General features: G+C 69.5%; 10 protein-coding genes and 4 pseudogenes. 9 read left to right on the top strand and 5 right to left on the bottom strand.

The window, feature by feature from the left end:
- Window positions 1–1,499 precede the first annotated feature (1,499 nt).
- Window positions 1,500–2,006, top strand: coding sequence for a GNAT family N-acetyltransferase (locus QQS16_RS39565; protein WP_286067477.1), 507 nt, complete (start codon window positions 1,500–1,502; stop codon window positions 2,004–2,006).
- A gap of 399 nt (window positions 2,007–2,405) precedes the next feature.
- Complete coding sequence (locus tag QQS16_RS39570) at window positions 2,406–4,340, top strand: glycosyltransferase family 2 protein (RefSeq protein ID WP_286067478.1); 1,935 nt, start codon at window positions 2,406–2,408, stop codon at window positions 4,338–4,340.
- Between the two features lie 223 nt (window positions 4,341–4,563).
- Here QQS16_RS39570 and QQS16_RS39575 read toward each other — a convergent pair.
- Both QQS16_RS39575 and QQS16_RS39580 read right to left on the bottom strand, forming a co-directional pair.
- Window positions 4,564–4,716: pseudogene (locus QQS16_RS39575) on the bottom strand (ATP-binding protein); the annotation flags it as partial.
- Window positions 4,717–5,047: 331 nt separating this feature from the next.
- On the bottom strand, window positions 5,048–5,308 hold the full coding sequence (locus QQS16_RS39580) for a hypothetical protein (protein ID WP_286068176.1): 261 nt from the start codon (window positions 5,306–5,308) through the stop codon (window positions 5,048–5,050).
- Between the two features lie 532 nt (window positions 5,309–5,840).
- On the opposite strand from QQS16_RS39580, the gene QQS16_RS39585 reads away from it, so the two are divergent.
- The 3 genes from QQS16_RS39585 to QQS16_RS39595 all read left to right on the top strand — a co-directional run bounded on the left by QQS16_RS39585 (window position 5,841) and on the right by QQS16_RS39595 (window position 8,709).
- Window positions 5,841–6,443: a TetR/AcrR family transcriptional regulator gene (locus QQS16_RS39585; RefSeq protein WP_286067480.1), complete on the top strand. Its 603-nt coding sequence runs from the start codon at window positions 5,841–5,843 to the stop codon at window positions 6,441–6,443.
- Window positions 6,440–7,441 (top strand): DMT family transporter, encoded by a 1,002-nt coding sequence (locus tag QQS16_RS39590; RefSeq protein ID WP_286067481.1) that lies wholly within the window; start codon window positions 6,440–6,442, stop codon window positions 7,439–7,441. Before QQS16_RS39585 ends, QQS16_RS39590 begins: the two co-directional genes overlap by 4 nt.
- A 986-nt stretch (window positions 7,442–8,427) precedes the next feature.
- Window positions 8,428–8,709: a winged helix-turn-helix domain-containing protein gene (locus QQS16_RS39595; RefSeq protein WP_286067482.1), complete on the top strand. Its 282-nt coding sequence runs from the start codon at window positions 8,428–8,430 to the stop codon at window positions 8,707–8,709.
- Between the two features lie 22 nt (window positions 8,710–8,731).
- On the opposite strand, the pseudogene QQS16_RS39600 reads toward QQS16_RS39595, so the two are convergent.
- Window positions 8,732–9,034 (bottom strand): annotated as a pseudogene (locus QQS16_RS39600) (LysR family transcriptional regulator); the annotation flags it as partial.
- 352 nt (window positions 9,035–9,386) lie between these two features.
- Complete coding sequence (locus QQS16_RS39605; protein ID WP_286067484.1) at window positions 9,387–9,923, bottom strand: cupin domain-containing protein; 537 nt, start codon at window positions 9,921–9,923, stop codon at window positions 9,387–9,389.
- 646 nt (window positions 9,924–10,569) lie between these two features.
- Between QQS16_RS39605 and QQS16_RS39610 the strand changes: the two genes are divergently transcribed.
- Together QQS16_RS39610 and QQS16_RS39615 are read left to right on the top strand one after the other, a co-directional pair.
- Window positions 10,570–11,559, top strand: coding sequence for an alpha/beta fold hydrolase (locus tag QQS16_RS39610; protein WP_286067485.1), 990 nt, complete (start codon window positions 10,570–10,572; stop codon window positions 11,557–11,559).
- Between the two features lie 524 nt (window positions 11,560–12,083).
- Window positions 12,084–12,326: pseudogene (locus tag QQS16_RS39615) on the top strand (transposase); the annotation flags it as partial.
- A gap of 270 nt (window positions 12,327–12,596) precedes the next feature.
- On the opposite strand, the gene QQS16_RS39620 reads toward QQS16_RS39615, so the two are convergent.
- Entirely contained in the window at window positions 12,597–13,199 is a 603-nt protein-coding gene (locus QQS16_RS39620; protein WP_286067486.1) for a sugar O-acetyltransferase, read from the bottom strand.
- 718 nt (window positions 13,200–13,917) lie between these two features.
- Between QQS16_RS39620 and QQS16_RS39630 the strand changes: the two are divergent.
- Both QQS16_RS39630 and QQS16_RS39635 read left to right on the top strand, forming a co-directional pair.
- Window positions 13,918–14,130, top strand: a pseudogene (locus QQS16_RS39630) (hypothetical protein); the annotation flags it as partial.
- Between the two features lie 183 nt (window positions 14,131–14,313).
- Entirely contained in the window at window positions 14,314–14,574 is a 261-nt protein-coding gene (locus QQS16_RS39635) for a hypothetical protein (protein ID WP_286067487.1), read from the top strand.
- Window positions 14,575–14,862 lie beyond the last annotated feature (288 nt).

Consider the following 14,862-nt stretch of genomic DNA (forward strand, 5'->3'; position numbering starts at 1 on the left):
GCCGGTGAGCGGCCCGAAAGCCACCATCCGTGCCACCCCGCTCCCGGCCGCCCACAGCCCGCCGAACGTCAGCACTGTTCCTACGAGACATGCCATACCGACCGCGCCCCAGGTACGTGCCCAGGTCGGGTGGCCGCGGCTCGCTCGGAGCCTGAACGCGTCCGGCGACTTTCCCAACCCCGACATCAGGTGCGCCTTTCCACCGGTCCCCGTCGAAGGGCTTCGCTCGCAGGCCCCGCATCCATTCAGAAACCGTAAACACCTGCCACCGGTTCCGAAGTGAATCATCGGTTCATTCACTCGTACTGCGTAAAGGAGGGGCGAGCCCGCCATCGGAGTGGACGGGCTCGCGTCGTCGAGTGGTCAGCGGGGGAGGTAGCAGCGGATGGTGGTGCCGTCGTGGCCGGTGTGGACGGGCGTCACGCAGGGCGGCGCGAACCACGACCTGGTGCAGGCGGGAGCGGACAACTCCGCGCGCACGAAACTTAGTTCGCCCTGATGCCACCACACCGAGCTGGGTAGGCGTCCACGACCACTGTCGGTGGAACCGGATTCACCCGCGTACCGGCGGGCACGTTGAACTCCATGACGACTGGGGGAAGTCCTACTACTACCTCACCGACGCCACCGGCAACGTCCTCGGCCTGGTCGACGACGCGGGCAAGCGCGCACCCACACGTATGCCTACGGCCCCTCCGGCCTGCCCCGCGGCACCACTACCGAGGCGGTCGCGCAGCCGTTGCGCTACTGCGGCGCCTGCCTGGCCCCGACGGGCCTGCACAAATCACCGGCTGCGCTCTTTCGCTTCCGTCTGGAGCGGTCGACCCGGACCAGGTTCGGATCACCGTGCACGGCTCTGACGAGTCCTGTGCGGCGCTGTCAGCTTGACCCTTGGGTGGCAACGCGGGCGGTACGTGAGTTGAAGTCCGTTTCCAGGTGACGTTGGGACGGAAGCGCCGACCAGGCAGCGGCGCACCGCACAAAGGATCTTCGACCGGCTGGTGGACGAGTGTGGTTCCCATGCACGAGACAGTCGTGTTCAGGAAGCATCCAGATCCACGCCCGCGAGCTCGGGACCGCTCGGTAGTGGTGCGACACCGCTGTCAGGATGCTGAGTGCCGGTCGGTTCCTCCCCAAGACGGCCCGTCTCTGAATTCCCTCCTCGGTGTTCGGGTGAACCGTGCGGACGAAGTCTTTGGAGGCTCCCGGGAGGGCGTCGTGCTGGGCCGCCGTGGCGGTCAGGGTCAGCCGGATCGCCGCGCGCCTGTGTGGATCCCCGATGTCTGACAGGGACGAGTACACCTGCGACTGGACGAAGTCGCAGGGCGCTTCGTCGACGACGGTCGCCGACCGCGTGGCCGACGGTCACGCTCAGTTCGTCGGGGATGGTGGAGATCTCGTGCTGCCTACCGCTCGGTCCGGTCGGACAGCGGAGCACTCACCATCGCACTCGACAAAAGGACTTGGTCCACGTCGACGGGACTTGAAGAATGACGGGCATGCAGATCCGACGGGCATGGCTTGATGATGCGTCAGCAGTCGCTGGCGTCTACGTGCGCTCCTGGCAGGCGGCCTTTTCCGGTCTCGTTCCCCAGCACTACCTCGACGCCATGGAACCAAGCCGCGAAGAGTCCGAGTGGAAGACACGCATCACGGAAACCAGATGGCCATCGTCGGGAGTGCTGGTAGCTGAAACCGAGGCCGGGATCGTCGGATTCGCCAGCTTCGGACCGTCTCAGGACACCCCAGCTATCGCTGAGATCGGCACGCTCTACGCGATGCCCGAGCTCTGGGGTACGGGAATCGGGAAGCAGTTGATGCTGGCCACGTTGACGACTCTCGGACAGGCCGACTACACGCAAGCCACCTTGTGGGTACTGGAAGACAACGAACGCGCCCGGCGCTTCTACGAAGCCGCCGGCTGGGGCGCGGACGGCACGGCCGTGGAGGATTCCACCGGCGGCGCCTCTCTCAACAAGCTGCGCTACCGCCGCCGTCTTGGCTAGTGCCGTGGCAGGCAACGTTCGCCCCGTCGCGACGCCCGGCACGCACTCTCGCCGCACCGGCCGAAAGCCCAAGTACATCCAGTACGAGGGCTTCCGGCCGGCACGCCGAGAGCACGCACCGGACGCCGCTCCTTGACGGGCAAACGTTGCCTGCCGCGGCACTAGAGGTTGGCCCGCATGGGATGTGAGTTTCCGGTGATGGCCAGGTTGTGGAGCCGGGTGACGCCGAGCATTGCGGGCGATGCCGAGCATGGCCTGATGAACGCCGGAGCTCTTGAGCTGGTAGCTTGAACGCCGCACTCGGCACATGCGTACTCCACGGCGGCGCCACCGGCGAGCGGAGAGGGGGCACCGCCCCTCGGTGAGGCCCGCGGCCCGGCGGCCGGTAGGGTCCGTGGAATGCCGAAGGTCAAGGTCAGCGTGATCGTCCCCGTCTACAACACCGGGAAGTACGTCGACGAGTGCGCCCCGTCGCTGCTCGGGCAGAGCTTGCCTGCCGACGAGTACGAGGTCATCTACGTCGACGACGGGTCGACGGACGACACGCTGAGCCGGCTGGAGAAGATCGCCGCCGGGCATTCCAACGTTCAGGTGCACACCCGGCCCAACTCGGGCTGGCCGGGCGCGCCGCGCAACCTCGGCATGCGGCACGCCCGGGGCGAGTACATCCAGTTCGTCGACCACGACGACACGCTCGGCCCCGAGGCCCTGGAGCGGCTGTACACGCACGCCAAGCGGAACGACGCGGACGTGGTCCTCGGCAAGATGTCCAGCACGATGGTGCGGCCCCGGCGGCTGTTCCGGCACACGGTCGACGCCTGCACCATCGACAACGACGAGCTGATGCAGAGCATGTCGCCGCACAAGATGTTCCGGCGGGCCTTCGTCGAGGAGCACGGGCTGCGGTTCCCGGAGGGGCCGTGGATCCTGGAGGACCTGGCCTTCGTCAGCGCCGCCTACCTCAAGGCGGAGCGGATCTCGATCCTCGCCGACTACCCCTGCTACTACTGGCTGAAGCGGGACGACGGCGGCAACAACACCCAGCACCGCTTCAACCCGCGGCATGGGTTCTGGTCCAACTGCCGCAGCATCGTTCGCCAGATCAAGGACGGCACCACTCCCTCCGACGACATGGACGCGCTGCAGAACCGGCTGCTGCACCGCCTGTACCATGTCGAAATTCTCTCCCGGACGCGTGAGCCCGAGATCCTGCGCGAGGACCCGGCCGAGCAGCGCCAGCGGTTCGAGGCGGCCCGGGAGCTGGCACGGGAGGAGTTCCCGGCGGCCGTGCGGGAGGGACTGCCCGCGGTGTCCCGGCTGCGGGCTGAACTGCTCGAACGCGGTGACTTCGACGGGGCGGTGGCGCTCGCCGAGCGTGTCCGCGCGGTGAGGGCCCGCAGCGAGGTCGCCGCACCGCGGTGGGAGGACGGCCGGCTGGTCGCCGACGTCACACTGAGCCTGTTGCGCGGGGACGGCGAGCCGCTGGTCGTCCTCGAGCGGGACGGCAAGCTGTGGCTGGACCCGGAGTTGCTGGACGGTGTCCCGGGCACGGAGGACGGATGGGAGATCCGCGATCCGTTCCGGCTGGCCTACGCCGAGCTGGTGGTCAAGGACCGGGACCGCGAGGACTGGTGGTACCCCGAGGACGACCTGGAGGTGCGCCTGCGGCCGCTGGGTGACGGACGCGCGCATCTGGTCGCGTCCGGGCGGCTGTGCCTGGACCCGGAGCGGCTGGCCGGTGGCCGGCCGCTGGAGCGCGGGGTGCACGACGTGTGGGCGTACGTCCAACTGCTGGGCGTCGACCGGATGGTGCGCGTCACCGGTGACGGCACCCCGGGCGCTCCGGCCGCGGGTCCGGCCCTGACCGGCGGACGACTCGCGCTGCCGTACTGGACGGGCAGCGGCCAGCTCGCCCTCGACGTGGACCAGCGTCAGCGCGGGCTCGGCCCCGACACCACCGGTGCCGCAGCCAGGAACGCCGGGCGCGGCGAACGGTCGTTGCCCCTGCCGTACATCGTGGCGACGGACGGCATGCCGGCCCCGGTCAAGGTCACCGTGTCGACCCTGACGGTGGATGCCGAGCTGATCCCCGGCACTGACGGGACGACGGTACGGCTGCGCCTGCCCGCCCGTCTCCGGCTCCCGGCCGGACGCCACCCTGTCACCCTCCCGAAGACGGACACCCCGGTCGCCCACGCCGTCGTCCGCGACGGCGCCCTGATACGTCTGGAGGGTCCGGCGTACGAGCCGGGAACCGGGCGTCGGTTCCTCGACACGGTCACCGACAACCGGCGGATCCGAGGCGTCCGGCGTCGGCTGGGCCGGTCGGACTGACCGCTTCCCATGCCTCGGAGGTCAGCGCTCGAACTCCGGGGTGTGGTTTCCGAGTCCGCCCGGGTCTCCGAAGCCGACTGGTGGCCAGTTCATGAACAGCTCAGGTGACGCGCCTGGTCGACGGAACCGGCCACCACAAAGTCCGTGGCTGGAGACGCAGATCAGCCGTTGTCCGGCTATTCTCCGTACTGGCCTGGCCGGTGCGCTTGAACGTCCCCAGCTGTCAAGCCACTTCGTCCTCCCGCTCGATGGCCTGGGCGCGGTTCTTGAGCCGGTAGCTCGGGCCGTTGATGGAGATCACTTCGCCGCGGTGCAGGAGTCGGTCGAGAATCGCGGTGGCGAGGACTTCGTCGCCGAAGACCTGACCCCACTCGCTGGCCGGCGAAGCCGACTGCTTCCGGAGCAACGGGAACCGCCTCACCAAGGGAGACTTGGCGGCGGACGACGGTCTTGATGCGATCGAAGACGATCGTCGTCGGCGCTCCTCATGCTGACTCCTTGCACCTGCGAGGTCGCGGAGTGCGGGCCGTGATCCCGCACCCTGCCGACCAGATCGCCAAGCGCAGGCGCAGGGCTGTGACGGCGGTCGCCCACCCCGCTTCGACCGCGACGCCTACACGCAACGCAACGCCGTCGAGCGCTACATCAATCGCCGCAGGCGATGGCGCGGCCCGGCCACTCGCTACGAGGAAACCGCCATGGTTTTTCTACCGCGCCGGCCGCCTTGTCGCGAGGCAGCTTTTCTGGTCCGCTCCCTGAAGGAACCACCGTTCACGACAAGAGGCATTCCGCTTGCGGGTCGGAGCAGACGAGACCGCGGGGGTCCGGTCGTCGGCGAGTTCGCGGAGCAGGGAGCGCACGCGCATACGGGGGTTCAGTCCCGAGCCGGGGTTCTGGCCGGCGTAGCCGAGCCGCTCGCGGCGCAGGGCGCGCAAATCCCGTTCTGGCAGGGCGAACACGAGCGCCACGCAGCTGCTCCTGGTCGCGGCGGTCCTGTAGTTCTTCGACTGCGCCCAGAACATCGGCACGGGCCTGCTGCGCGGCCTCGACGACACCAAGGGCGACTTCCGAGCACCCTCGTCGGCTACTGGCTCGTGCCTGCCCGCCTCCGCTCTCCTCGGCCTCGCCATCGGCTTGGACACCCTTGGCATCTGGCTCGGCTTGCCCACCGGCCTCGCCACCACCGGCGTGCTCCTCCTACGCCGCTTCGACCAAGGCCTCGGCCGGCAGCCCCAGGCGACCGAACCGACGCCGTCGCAGGGCTGACAGCGCTTGTTCACGGCTTCGGGAGGCATGCCACCTCGCCCGGACGAATCGAACGGTGCACGACATCGCGCACCCTGGCACCCTGCGGCGGCGCCCTGCGGGCCACAGAGGAGGTCAGCAGCGGGTCCGGCGACGGAGGGCGCCGAGGCGGCAGCCACCCAGGTCGATCGCTCGCTTCCACGCTCCACGCCTTGCCCTACTCTAGGTAGACCTACCTACCTAGTTCGGGTTGTGATGAGCGAGAACGTGAGCATGACGGGGAGCGGTCGGCGGCGGCCGGCCCGGGAGCGGCTGCTGGAGGCTGCGGCCCGGCGTTTCTACGCCGACGGTGTGGCGGCGACCGGTATCGACACGATCACCGCCGAGGCCGGTGTGGCGAAGATGAGCCTGTACAACAACTTCTCCTCCAAGGCCGACCTGGTCCGGGCCTACCTGGACGCCCGGCACGAGGAGTGGCTCGGCCTGTACCGGGACCGCCTGGAGCATGCCGACGGCCCGCGTGAGGGCGTGCTGGCGGTCTTCGACGCGTACGCCGATCACGCGGCCGTCGCGTACGAGCGTGGCTTTCGCGGCTGCGGGCTGCTCAACGCCGCCGCCGAGCTCCCGGCCGGCGACGAGGGCCGGGCCGTGGTCCGCGCCCACAAGGAGGAGGTCGAGCGGCTGATCGCCGGCCACCTGGAGCAGTTGCTGCCTGGCCGGCTGGACGTGGTCCGCGCGACGGCCGAGCATCTCTCCTTCCTCCTGGAGGGTGCGATGGCCCGCGCCGGCCTGGAGGGCGACGGGGAACGTCTCCGGCACGCCCGTCCGATGGCCGTGGCCTTGCTGGACCGGCTGTGAGCCACGTGGACCGCGGCCGGGCCGCGGGAATCGGGGCCCTGTCGGTGCTGGCCGCCTCCGTGCTGTGGGGGACGACGGGCACGGCCGCCACCTTCGCCCCGGATGTGGGCCCCCTGGCGATCGGTGCCGTCGCCATGGGCCTCGGCGGACTGCTCCAGGCGCTCGTCGCCGCTCCGCAGATCGCCCGCCACGCATCCCGGCTGCGCGGCCAGCGCGGCACGGTCCTGCTCGGCGCCGCCTCGGTGACGGTGTATCCCCTGGCCTTCTACAGCTCCATGCACCTGGCCGGAGTCGCCGTCGGCACCGTCGTATCGATCGGCACCGCCCCGCTCGCCTCAGCCCTGATCGAACGAGTCGTGGACGGCCGCCGACTCACACGCCGCTGGATCCTCGCCGCCACCCTCGGCCTGCTCGGCACCGTCCTGCTGTGCGTCGCCGAAGCCGCCCACGCCACCGACGGCACGGGCCGCAGCTCCCTGCCCGGCACGCTGCTCGGCATCGGCCTCGGCCTGGTTGCCGCCGCGACCTACGCCCTCTACTCCTGGGCCGCGCACCGGCTCATCACCCGTGAGATCCCCTCCCGGGCAGCGATGGGTGCCGTCTTCGGACTCGGTGGACTGCTCCTCCTGCCTGTCCTCCTCGCCACCGGTGGCCCGCTCGTCGCTTCCTGGCCCAACGCCGCCGTCGGCACCTACATGGCGCTCGTTCCCATGTTCGCCGGCTATGTCCTGTTCGGCTGGGGCCTCGCCCGCGTACCGGCCAGCACCGCCACCACCCTCTCCCTGCTCGAACCGGCCATCGCGGCCGTCCTCGCCGTCCTGGTCGTCGGCGAACGCCTCCCCGTCACCGGCTGGATGGGTATCGCCCTCGTCATCGCATGCCTCGCCGTCCTCACCACCCCCACATCCGCCCACCGCCGCTCACGCGAACAGCTGCGCGACCGCGCGGACCACGACCGCGAAGCCAGGGTGACCGGCATGGCCGGCCACGCTGACTGAGCGCACGGTCATCCCCACCCGCCCGGGTGCTGTCCGAGGTGGTGGACGTCGAACACGACGCGGCTGACACGCCTCCCGCAGCCACAAACAGTCGACGTCCGATCTCGTGATCAAAAGAACTCGCTTCACCTCGGTGGCCTTCTCCAGTGTGTCGCTTGGACAGGTGCGGCATCAGCTCGGTGACGTGACGGTGAACATGCCGCGGGAGGCCATCAGCTCGCGCAGGCGCCACGCCACCGACAGTTGATCTGGCGTGGCATCAGGAACACCTTCCCGGCCGCAGCGCGGCCTCGACGGTGGCGTCCAGGACGCGGCGCAGGTGCGGGTGACGGCGCGGGCTTCGCCCGGTACCTCGTCGTCCACATCCCCAGGGTCCTGCTGACCCTGCCCATGCAACGCGTCTGCGAACTCACCGCCGTACCGCCGGCCACGCAGCGCGGCGTGGCGGCCCTGCTGGCACAGTCCGTCGGCAGGGTTCATTCCGAGGCGGGGGTTCGGGCAACGGTCGTACCCGGTCTCACCCGGGCCACACGATCGACTGAAGCGCTGTAGGCGTGCAGCGCGTACGAGCCCACGTCCCGGCCGACCTCGCTCTTCTTGAAGTCGCCCTTGAAGTCGCCCTTGATCCCTGCGGTACGCCGTGGCCATGAGATATGCGCAGGGCGGTGGTTGCACTCCGCAGGGTCAGGCCGCGGGGGAGCGGGTGCGCGTACTCGCCGCCGACGGCTTCGCGAGGGGTGAGGAGAACACGGTGGTTGCGAAAGAACTGCGGGCCGGTGCCCGGTCGGTGGAGTGGTGGTGTCGGTTGTGGCGTGAGGGAGGGCGACCGGCCCTGGGCCCTTCGGACCGGCCGAACGTCCGAAGGTCGGCGACAGTGATTTCGCCGTGCTCGAGCCACTGTTGCTGGAAGGCGCGATGGCTCAGGGCTGGACGGATGAGTGGTGGACTCTCTCGCGGGTGCGCCTGCTGGTTGCAGACCATTGGGCGTGTCGTTGTGGATCCGTGGAGAGTGGAAGTTGTCGCGGCGGCACGGCTGGTCGTGTCAGCAGCTTGTCCGGCGGGCGGTCGAGCGGGACGACGCGGAGGTGTCCGGATGGGTGAAGGAGACGCGGCCCGCGGACGAAGTCACTGCGGCGGCGCTCGGGGCATGGTTGGTCTTCGAGGACGAGGCCGCTGTCTCGATGACGTCGTACCGTGCGCGCACCCGGATCCTTCGCCTGGCTCCTGCGCAGCCGACGTCTGGCCCGGGACTACGAGCGACGCACTGACACCAGCGAAGGCGAGGGTGGGTCAGAGCCGTGTGGCCGTGCGGATCAGCCCGGCCAGGGCGAGGGAGCGGCTGTGCGCGGGCCAGGCGATATGGGTGACGACGGGGGGTGCGTCGGTCAGGGGGACGGCGGCGTGCTCGGCCCATAGCCAGACGCGGGCCGAGTCGGGGAAGACGGCCACGGTGCGCCCGAGGGCGATCAGCTGGGCCAGCTGCGTCTGGTCGTGGATCTCGGGGCCCGGGCCGGGTGGGTACGTGCCGTGGCGGGACCAGCGGGCGAGCGGGAGACCGGGGATATCGCTGACGTCGGCCACGGACAAGGTCTTCTGCGTGATCGAGGGGGCGTTGCACACGCTGCGCGGTGGCGTCGCCGGAGGCGGCTCCACCGCGGGCCCGTGAGGTGTCAGGGGGAGGTGACGGCCACCCGCCGGGGGAGGGGTTGGGAAGCAGCGCCTCGGGCTCTTCGCCGGCCGTCGGCCTGGCGAAGAGCCGCCCCTTCTCTGTGCGAGTTGCGCGTTGCGGTGAGGGTGTCTTGCTGTCTCGGTCGTGGGCAGGCGTACGGAAATTCCCTGTCCTACCCCCGTATGGAGACCAGCATGACGACCTCCCGCGTGGGGTGGCCCCTCACCGGATGGCACGTGACGACGCCACGATCGCCCGCCCGACAGCAGAGAATGCTCAGCAATGGGGGTATTTGGTTACCAGCGGCTTGGTCTCGTCGACGACGTAGGTGGACAGCATCATCGTTGTTGTCCTCCCGATGTTGCGGGCATTGTGGATGGTGTCAGAGGGGATGAAGAAGGGGTCGCCGGTGCGAAGCCGCAGGGTGGTCCCGTCGTCGAACTCCATCGATACGTCGCCGCGGACGATGTATCCGACCTCCACTCCCGGGTGGCTGTGGCGGCCCGATTCCTTACGCCGGGGTATCTCGACGAGGGTCTGCACGGTCTTCCAGCCCTTGGCGGGCGAGGGGTTGTCCTGGAGCAAGGTGCGCGTCACGCCGGCGGTCGGGTCGGGAACGCACGGGTGATGACCACGGGACGGTGTGGAAGAAGCCTCAGCAGTCGAGGCAGAGGCGGCGGCGCCGAGCGCGCCAGCTGCCGCCACGCCACTGGTCCGCAGAAGAGAGCGACGATCCAGCACGATGAGCTCCTTGATCGATAGGCAGAATTGCGTTTCCCTCCTGTGAACGCCCGCGACAACGTTGTGGTTCACCCCGCAACGCTGCGTCTTGTGCGGCGGCGTCATAGACGAGCAGACCGTCGGCCCGGAGCCGCGCTCCTGCGACTGCCGACGCGCTTTCGGGCAGGAGAGGGCCCGCTGCCTCGTTCCTCTCGGACTCATCGTGCATCGCCGACGCTTGCCACGATGCCGTCGGTTTCCCCAGCCGAGTCCGGGCCGAGCACCGCCTGCCGGTGTCGTCGCCAGAACTTCAACTGCGCGAAGGCGCCTTCTCCCAGACCGACCGCAGCCCGCAGGCTGCCACAACGACCGCCCACCGGAGCCCGTTTGCCACAGCCGCTGCAGGACGGTGCCGTGCAGGGCGCGGCGGTCTCCGGACATCGCGTAGCGGCGGCGGGGCCGTGCTCGAGTTCCTCGCCGATCGCCTCACAGAGCCGGTCGCGCAGGTGACGTCGGCGAGCGTTGCGCTGTGGTGCGCGCGCGGCTCACAACCAGGGCTCCACCGCCACCAGCATCTGGGCCATGTCGTTCCCTGCCACCATCCCTGTTCCTTCATGCCGCGCCACTTCACCACCTGTCCTGCGGGCTTGCCGGAATGGCAACGCTGATCGCGCCGAGTGGCTGCCGCGCCGCATGATCGATGGGTAGCCGCGTCCGCCCGCGAATCGAGGAGAAGCCCATGCAGCCCGAGCCGACCGCCGAGCTCCGCCACCGCACCGTCGAGGCCCCGGCCGGGCGCCTGCACCTGGTCGAGCAGGGCACCGGCCCGCTGGTCCTGCTCGTGCACGGCTTCCCCGAGTCCTGGTACTCCTGGCGCCGCCAGCTCCCGGCCCTCGCCGCGGCAGGCCACCGGGCGGTGGCGATCGACGTGCGCGGCTACGGCCGCTCCTCCAAGCCCGCCTCGACCGACGCCTACCGGATGCTCGACCTGGTGGCGGACAACATCGCCGTCGTGCATGCCCTCGGCGAGGAGAACGCGGTGGTCGTCGGCCACGACTGGGGCTCCAACATCGCCGCCGCCTCCGCCCTGCTGCACCCCGGGGTCTTCCGCGCGGTCGGCCTGCTGAGCGTCCCGTACGCGCCGCCCGGCGGCCCGCGCCCGACCGACATCTTCGGCCAGCTCGGCGGCCCCGAGCAGGAGTTCTACGTCTCCTACTTCCAGGAGCCCGGCCGCGCCGAGGCGGAGATCGAGCCCGATGTCCGGGGCTGGCTCGCGGGCTTCTACGCTGCCCTGTCCGCCGACACCATGCCCGCCCAGGGCGAGCCCGACCCGCACTTCGTCGCCCGCGGCGGCGGCCGGCTGCGAGACCGCTTCCCCACGGGGGTCCTCCCGGCCTGGCTGAGCGAGGACGACCTCGACGTCTACGCCGGGGAGTTCGAGCGCACAGGGATCACCGGCGCACTCAACCGCTACCGCAACATGGACCGAGACTGGGAAGACCTCGCCCCGCACCGCGGAGCCCCGATCAAGCAGCCGTCCCTGTTCATCGGCGGCGCTCTGGACGCCTCCACCACCTGGATGTCCGACGCCATCGAGGCCTACGCCACCACCCTCCCCGGCCTGTCGGCCTCCCACCTCTTGGACGGCTGCGGCCACTGGATCCAGCAGGAGCGCCCCGACGAGGTCAACCACCTGCTGACCGACTGGCTCGCCACCCTCCAGGGCTGAACCAGGCGGGCTGCCTGGGCAGCTTGGCGGTGTGTTCGGGGTGGGCGGCGGTGATCTAGTGCCACGGCACTAGCGCATGGCGGTCTGCTCGGTGATGCCAACAGTCGCATCAGCCTGAGCGGGTCGGCGCTTTCGGCTGCTTCGTTGAGGATGCGGTCTTGTCTCAGGCCGCTGAGTGTCAGTCCGCGGGGAAGGGCTCCGCCCAGGGTGCCGATGCTGACGGCCGGGTGGTCGGGGCCGACCGCACTCTTCCGGCTGACCAGCAGGCGGGCGTTGGACGACATCGGCCGGCGGTGGTGGCGGTAGTTCGTCCGGTCGGCGGCGAGTTGGTGGGTGAGCTCCTCCAGGCAAGGAAGAACACGCGTTCACGCTTCAGTGCGCGGAAGGGGCTGCGCATGGCCGTGGCCGGCCCACGGCGGGCGTTACCGGTCACCTGGTCCAGGATGTGTACAGCAATCGGTGGAAGCGGATCTTGGCATGGCACCGAATGACCGACCTTGTAGGCGAGTCGGGGACCAATTCCGGTGCCGTGCCGACATCGCGGCCGCCGCCACCGCCTTCGCCTTGCAGCAGCTGTGCCGATAGGCGAGTACGGCCCGTACCCCGAGCGGCTGCGGGAGCAGTGCGAAGGGGTGATTTGCTGGTTCCGCACCAGCAGGCGGTGGCGGGAGACACCAGGCGAGTTCGGCCCGTGGCCGACGGTCTGCGGCCGCTTCCGCATCGGCAGGGACGCTGGGGTCTTGACCGCTGGCTGCTTGGGCGTGCTGCCTCGCCGGTGGCCCGGGGAACGCTCCTGAAGCGTATCAAAAGGGCACGCCCGCAACGTGAGCGGCTACGAGCGGCACGGTGGTGCCAACCCTTGAATGATCGTCAGGCACGTCGGGTCGACGCCCGGTCGGACGGTCAGTGCCGTGCGTGACCACGGCGTCCACCACGACAGAATGATCAGCAGCGATGTCCAGCGAGGCGTCAAAGAGTTCACAGCAGCAGGGGCGTTGACCCGCCTCCGGCCCGTCGGCTGAGCCAGACGAAACCCCTTATTGCCCGGCAGTACGTGTGGTGAGGTCCTCGTCCGTGATGGAACGGACCACCCGGCAAGGTGTTCCGAGCGCGACGCTCATCGCAGGAATGCTGCGGCTGACGACGCTGCCTGCGCCGATGACCGACCCATATCCGATACGGACGCCGGGCAGCACCACCACGTTGCTGCCGATCCACACCTTGTCCTCGATCACGATCGGCTCGGAGAAGCGCCCGAAGTCTGCGCGTCGCGAGGGATGCACCGGGTGTCCCGTCGTGGTCAGTGTCACGCTGGGCGCGATCATGACACCGTTGCCTATGCGGATGTCCACGTCGTCCACGAACGTCAGGTTCACGTTCCCGAAGAAGTCGTCGCCGATGTGGACGTTGCTGCCGAAGCCGGCGTGGAACGGCGGCAGCAGCACCGTGCGCTCACCGACCGAGCCCAGGATCGCGACGAGCAGCGATCGACGCTTCTCCGGTTCGCTCGGTGGTGTGTGGTTGTACTCGAAGATCTCTTCCGTGCGGCGCCGAGGGGCCTGGAATGCCGCTTGCGTCTCGGTGTAGACGAGCCCCTTGGCGATCCGGGCCAGGACTTCTTCCTCGTGCGTGTCCGTCACAGCAGAACGCTCCCTTGGTCGAACTACTCAGGCACAGGCCCGACGCGCCTCCGGTTGACCGCGCGCCCCAGAGCCTATGTGCACCGCAGAACGCCCTGCGCGCGTTGAGGGCGTTCCGGTCACCGTGAGAACCTGCACGAACTGTTCAGCCGGCTTCCATCCGTCCAGGCCGCGCCGGTAGGCGAAGCCCTTCACGTCCAGCGGGTGGGCCAGGTGGACGCGTGCCGGCCACCGGGTCGTTGAGGCGTACCGCACTGAACTGAACGCCGTCCTCCGTCGGCCGTACGATCACCGACCATCTGCGGTGCGAGTCGACACCGACGTACTGGTGTCCGTCGTACTCGCCTCTCGGAGATCTTGTGACCGACACGGTCATGTGACCGACGGAGGCCGGTCGCCGCGGCCGCCGGGGCCAGTGTCAGGCCCAGCCGCAGGAGAACAGGGCAGCGAGGACGGCCGGTCCGGTCAGAGCGGCGAACACCGGGCTGCGCGGGGACGTGTACGGCTCGAGACGCACCCCCAGCACGATGAGCCCCAACTGGACCGCACGGAGGCCTCTTCGTCGATCGCGCCGCGCCGGTAGAAGGCCATCAGGTCGGGGGCGGCGACCATGGAGATCTTGTCCACGGCCTCCAGACCGCCGACGCCCGTGCGGTCGGCGGAGTCGCCGAGGTGCTCCACCGGGCCGGACTGCGGCACGGCGGGGGTGCCGGCCGGGGACGGGCACGGCGAGCACGGTACCCGGGGAGGAGTGACAGAACGGGAGAGACGCAGCCTTCTGCGACGACGGCCGACCGTGACGTCCAGGCGGGACCTGCCCACAACCGCGCGAGCGGAACGCGAGCGGCACGGCGGACAACCCCGGACGGCGCCGGACGTCGACGTGAAAGCGGCTGGGACACCGTCCCCGGCGCGGTGGCACCTGTCCTGAGCCGAAGCACGACAGCTGTCACCACCGCTGCTCGCGACCTGCGCATTCAACTGGACCAAGCACGGTGCTTGCCACCCGGTCGGCGCGCCGCCTGTCACCGGCAGTGCGAAGCAGGACTGCTGCCACCGGCGAGTGGCCTTCGCCGCCTGGGGCAACTGCCCAGCCTGCGTAAAACGCGCCCTCGTGAGACAGATCAAGGCCCGAATACTCGCCCTGCGCTGTGCTGCTTGTCTGGTCGGCGCCGGCTGGTTCGCCGGCCAGACCGTGCGCCCCGAGTGCGACGTTCCCATCTCCTTCTTCGCCGACAGCAACGGTGACCCCATGCTCGACGAGAACGGGAAGCGTTGGACTGTTCACGAACTCAACGAGCGTGCCTACTGGGGGAAAGTACGTGAAGGTGCCTGCGAGCCGCCTTCGGCCCGTTGGCGTCAATGGTTCAGCTGACCACCCAGAGGCCCTGGTGACAACATGCTGGTATGGGTGACAACTATCCTGCTTCGGCTCATGTCGAGTGCGGCTGAGCGCTTCAGTCGGTCAGTCGAGCGCTCGGTCCCCGGCCCGTCCCTCACCCCACGTCCCCCGCTGGACGAGCGCGTACGCGATCGTCTCGCCACTGCGCTGCGCGTACGTCATGCGTTCGCGCACCTCACGCAGGGCCTTGGGACGATATCCAGGCCGACGCAGCAGCTCTTGCGGAAGTGGATCTTGACGCATCAAGATCCACTTCTGCAA

The organism is Streptomyces sp. ALI-76-A (assembly GCF_030287445.1).
Taxonomy (GTDB): domain Bacteria; phylum Actinomycetota; class Actinomycetes; order Streptomycetales; family Streptomycetaceae; genus Streptomyces.

Bases quoted from the DNA above. Each gene is read 5' to 3' on its own strand.
- QQS16_RS39565 (WP_286067477.1), top strand. From the start codon at position 1,500: ATGCAGATCCGACGGGCATGGCTTGATGATGCGTCAGCAGTCGCTGGC.
- QQS16_RS39570 (WP_286067478.1), top strand. From the start codon at position 2,406: ATGCCGAAGGTCAAGGTCAGCGTGATCGTCCCCGTCTACAACACCGGG.
- QQS16_RS39610 (WP_286067485.1), top strand. From the start codon at position 10,570: ATGCAGCCCGAGCCGACCGCCGAGCTCCGCCACCGCACCGTCGAGGCC.
- QQS16_RS39585 (WP_286067480.1), top strand. From the start codon at position 5,841: ATGAGCGAGAACGTGAGCATGACGGGGAGCGGTCGGCGGCGGCCGGCC.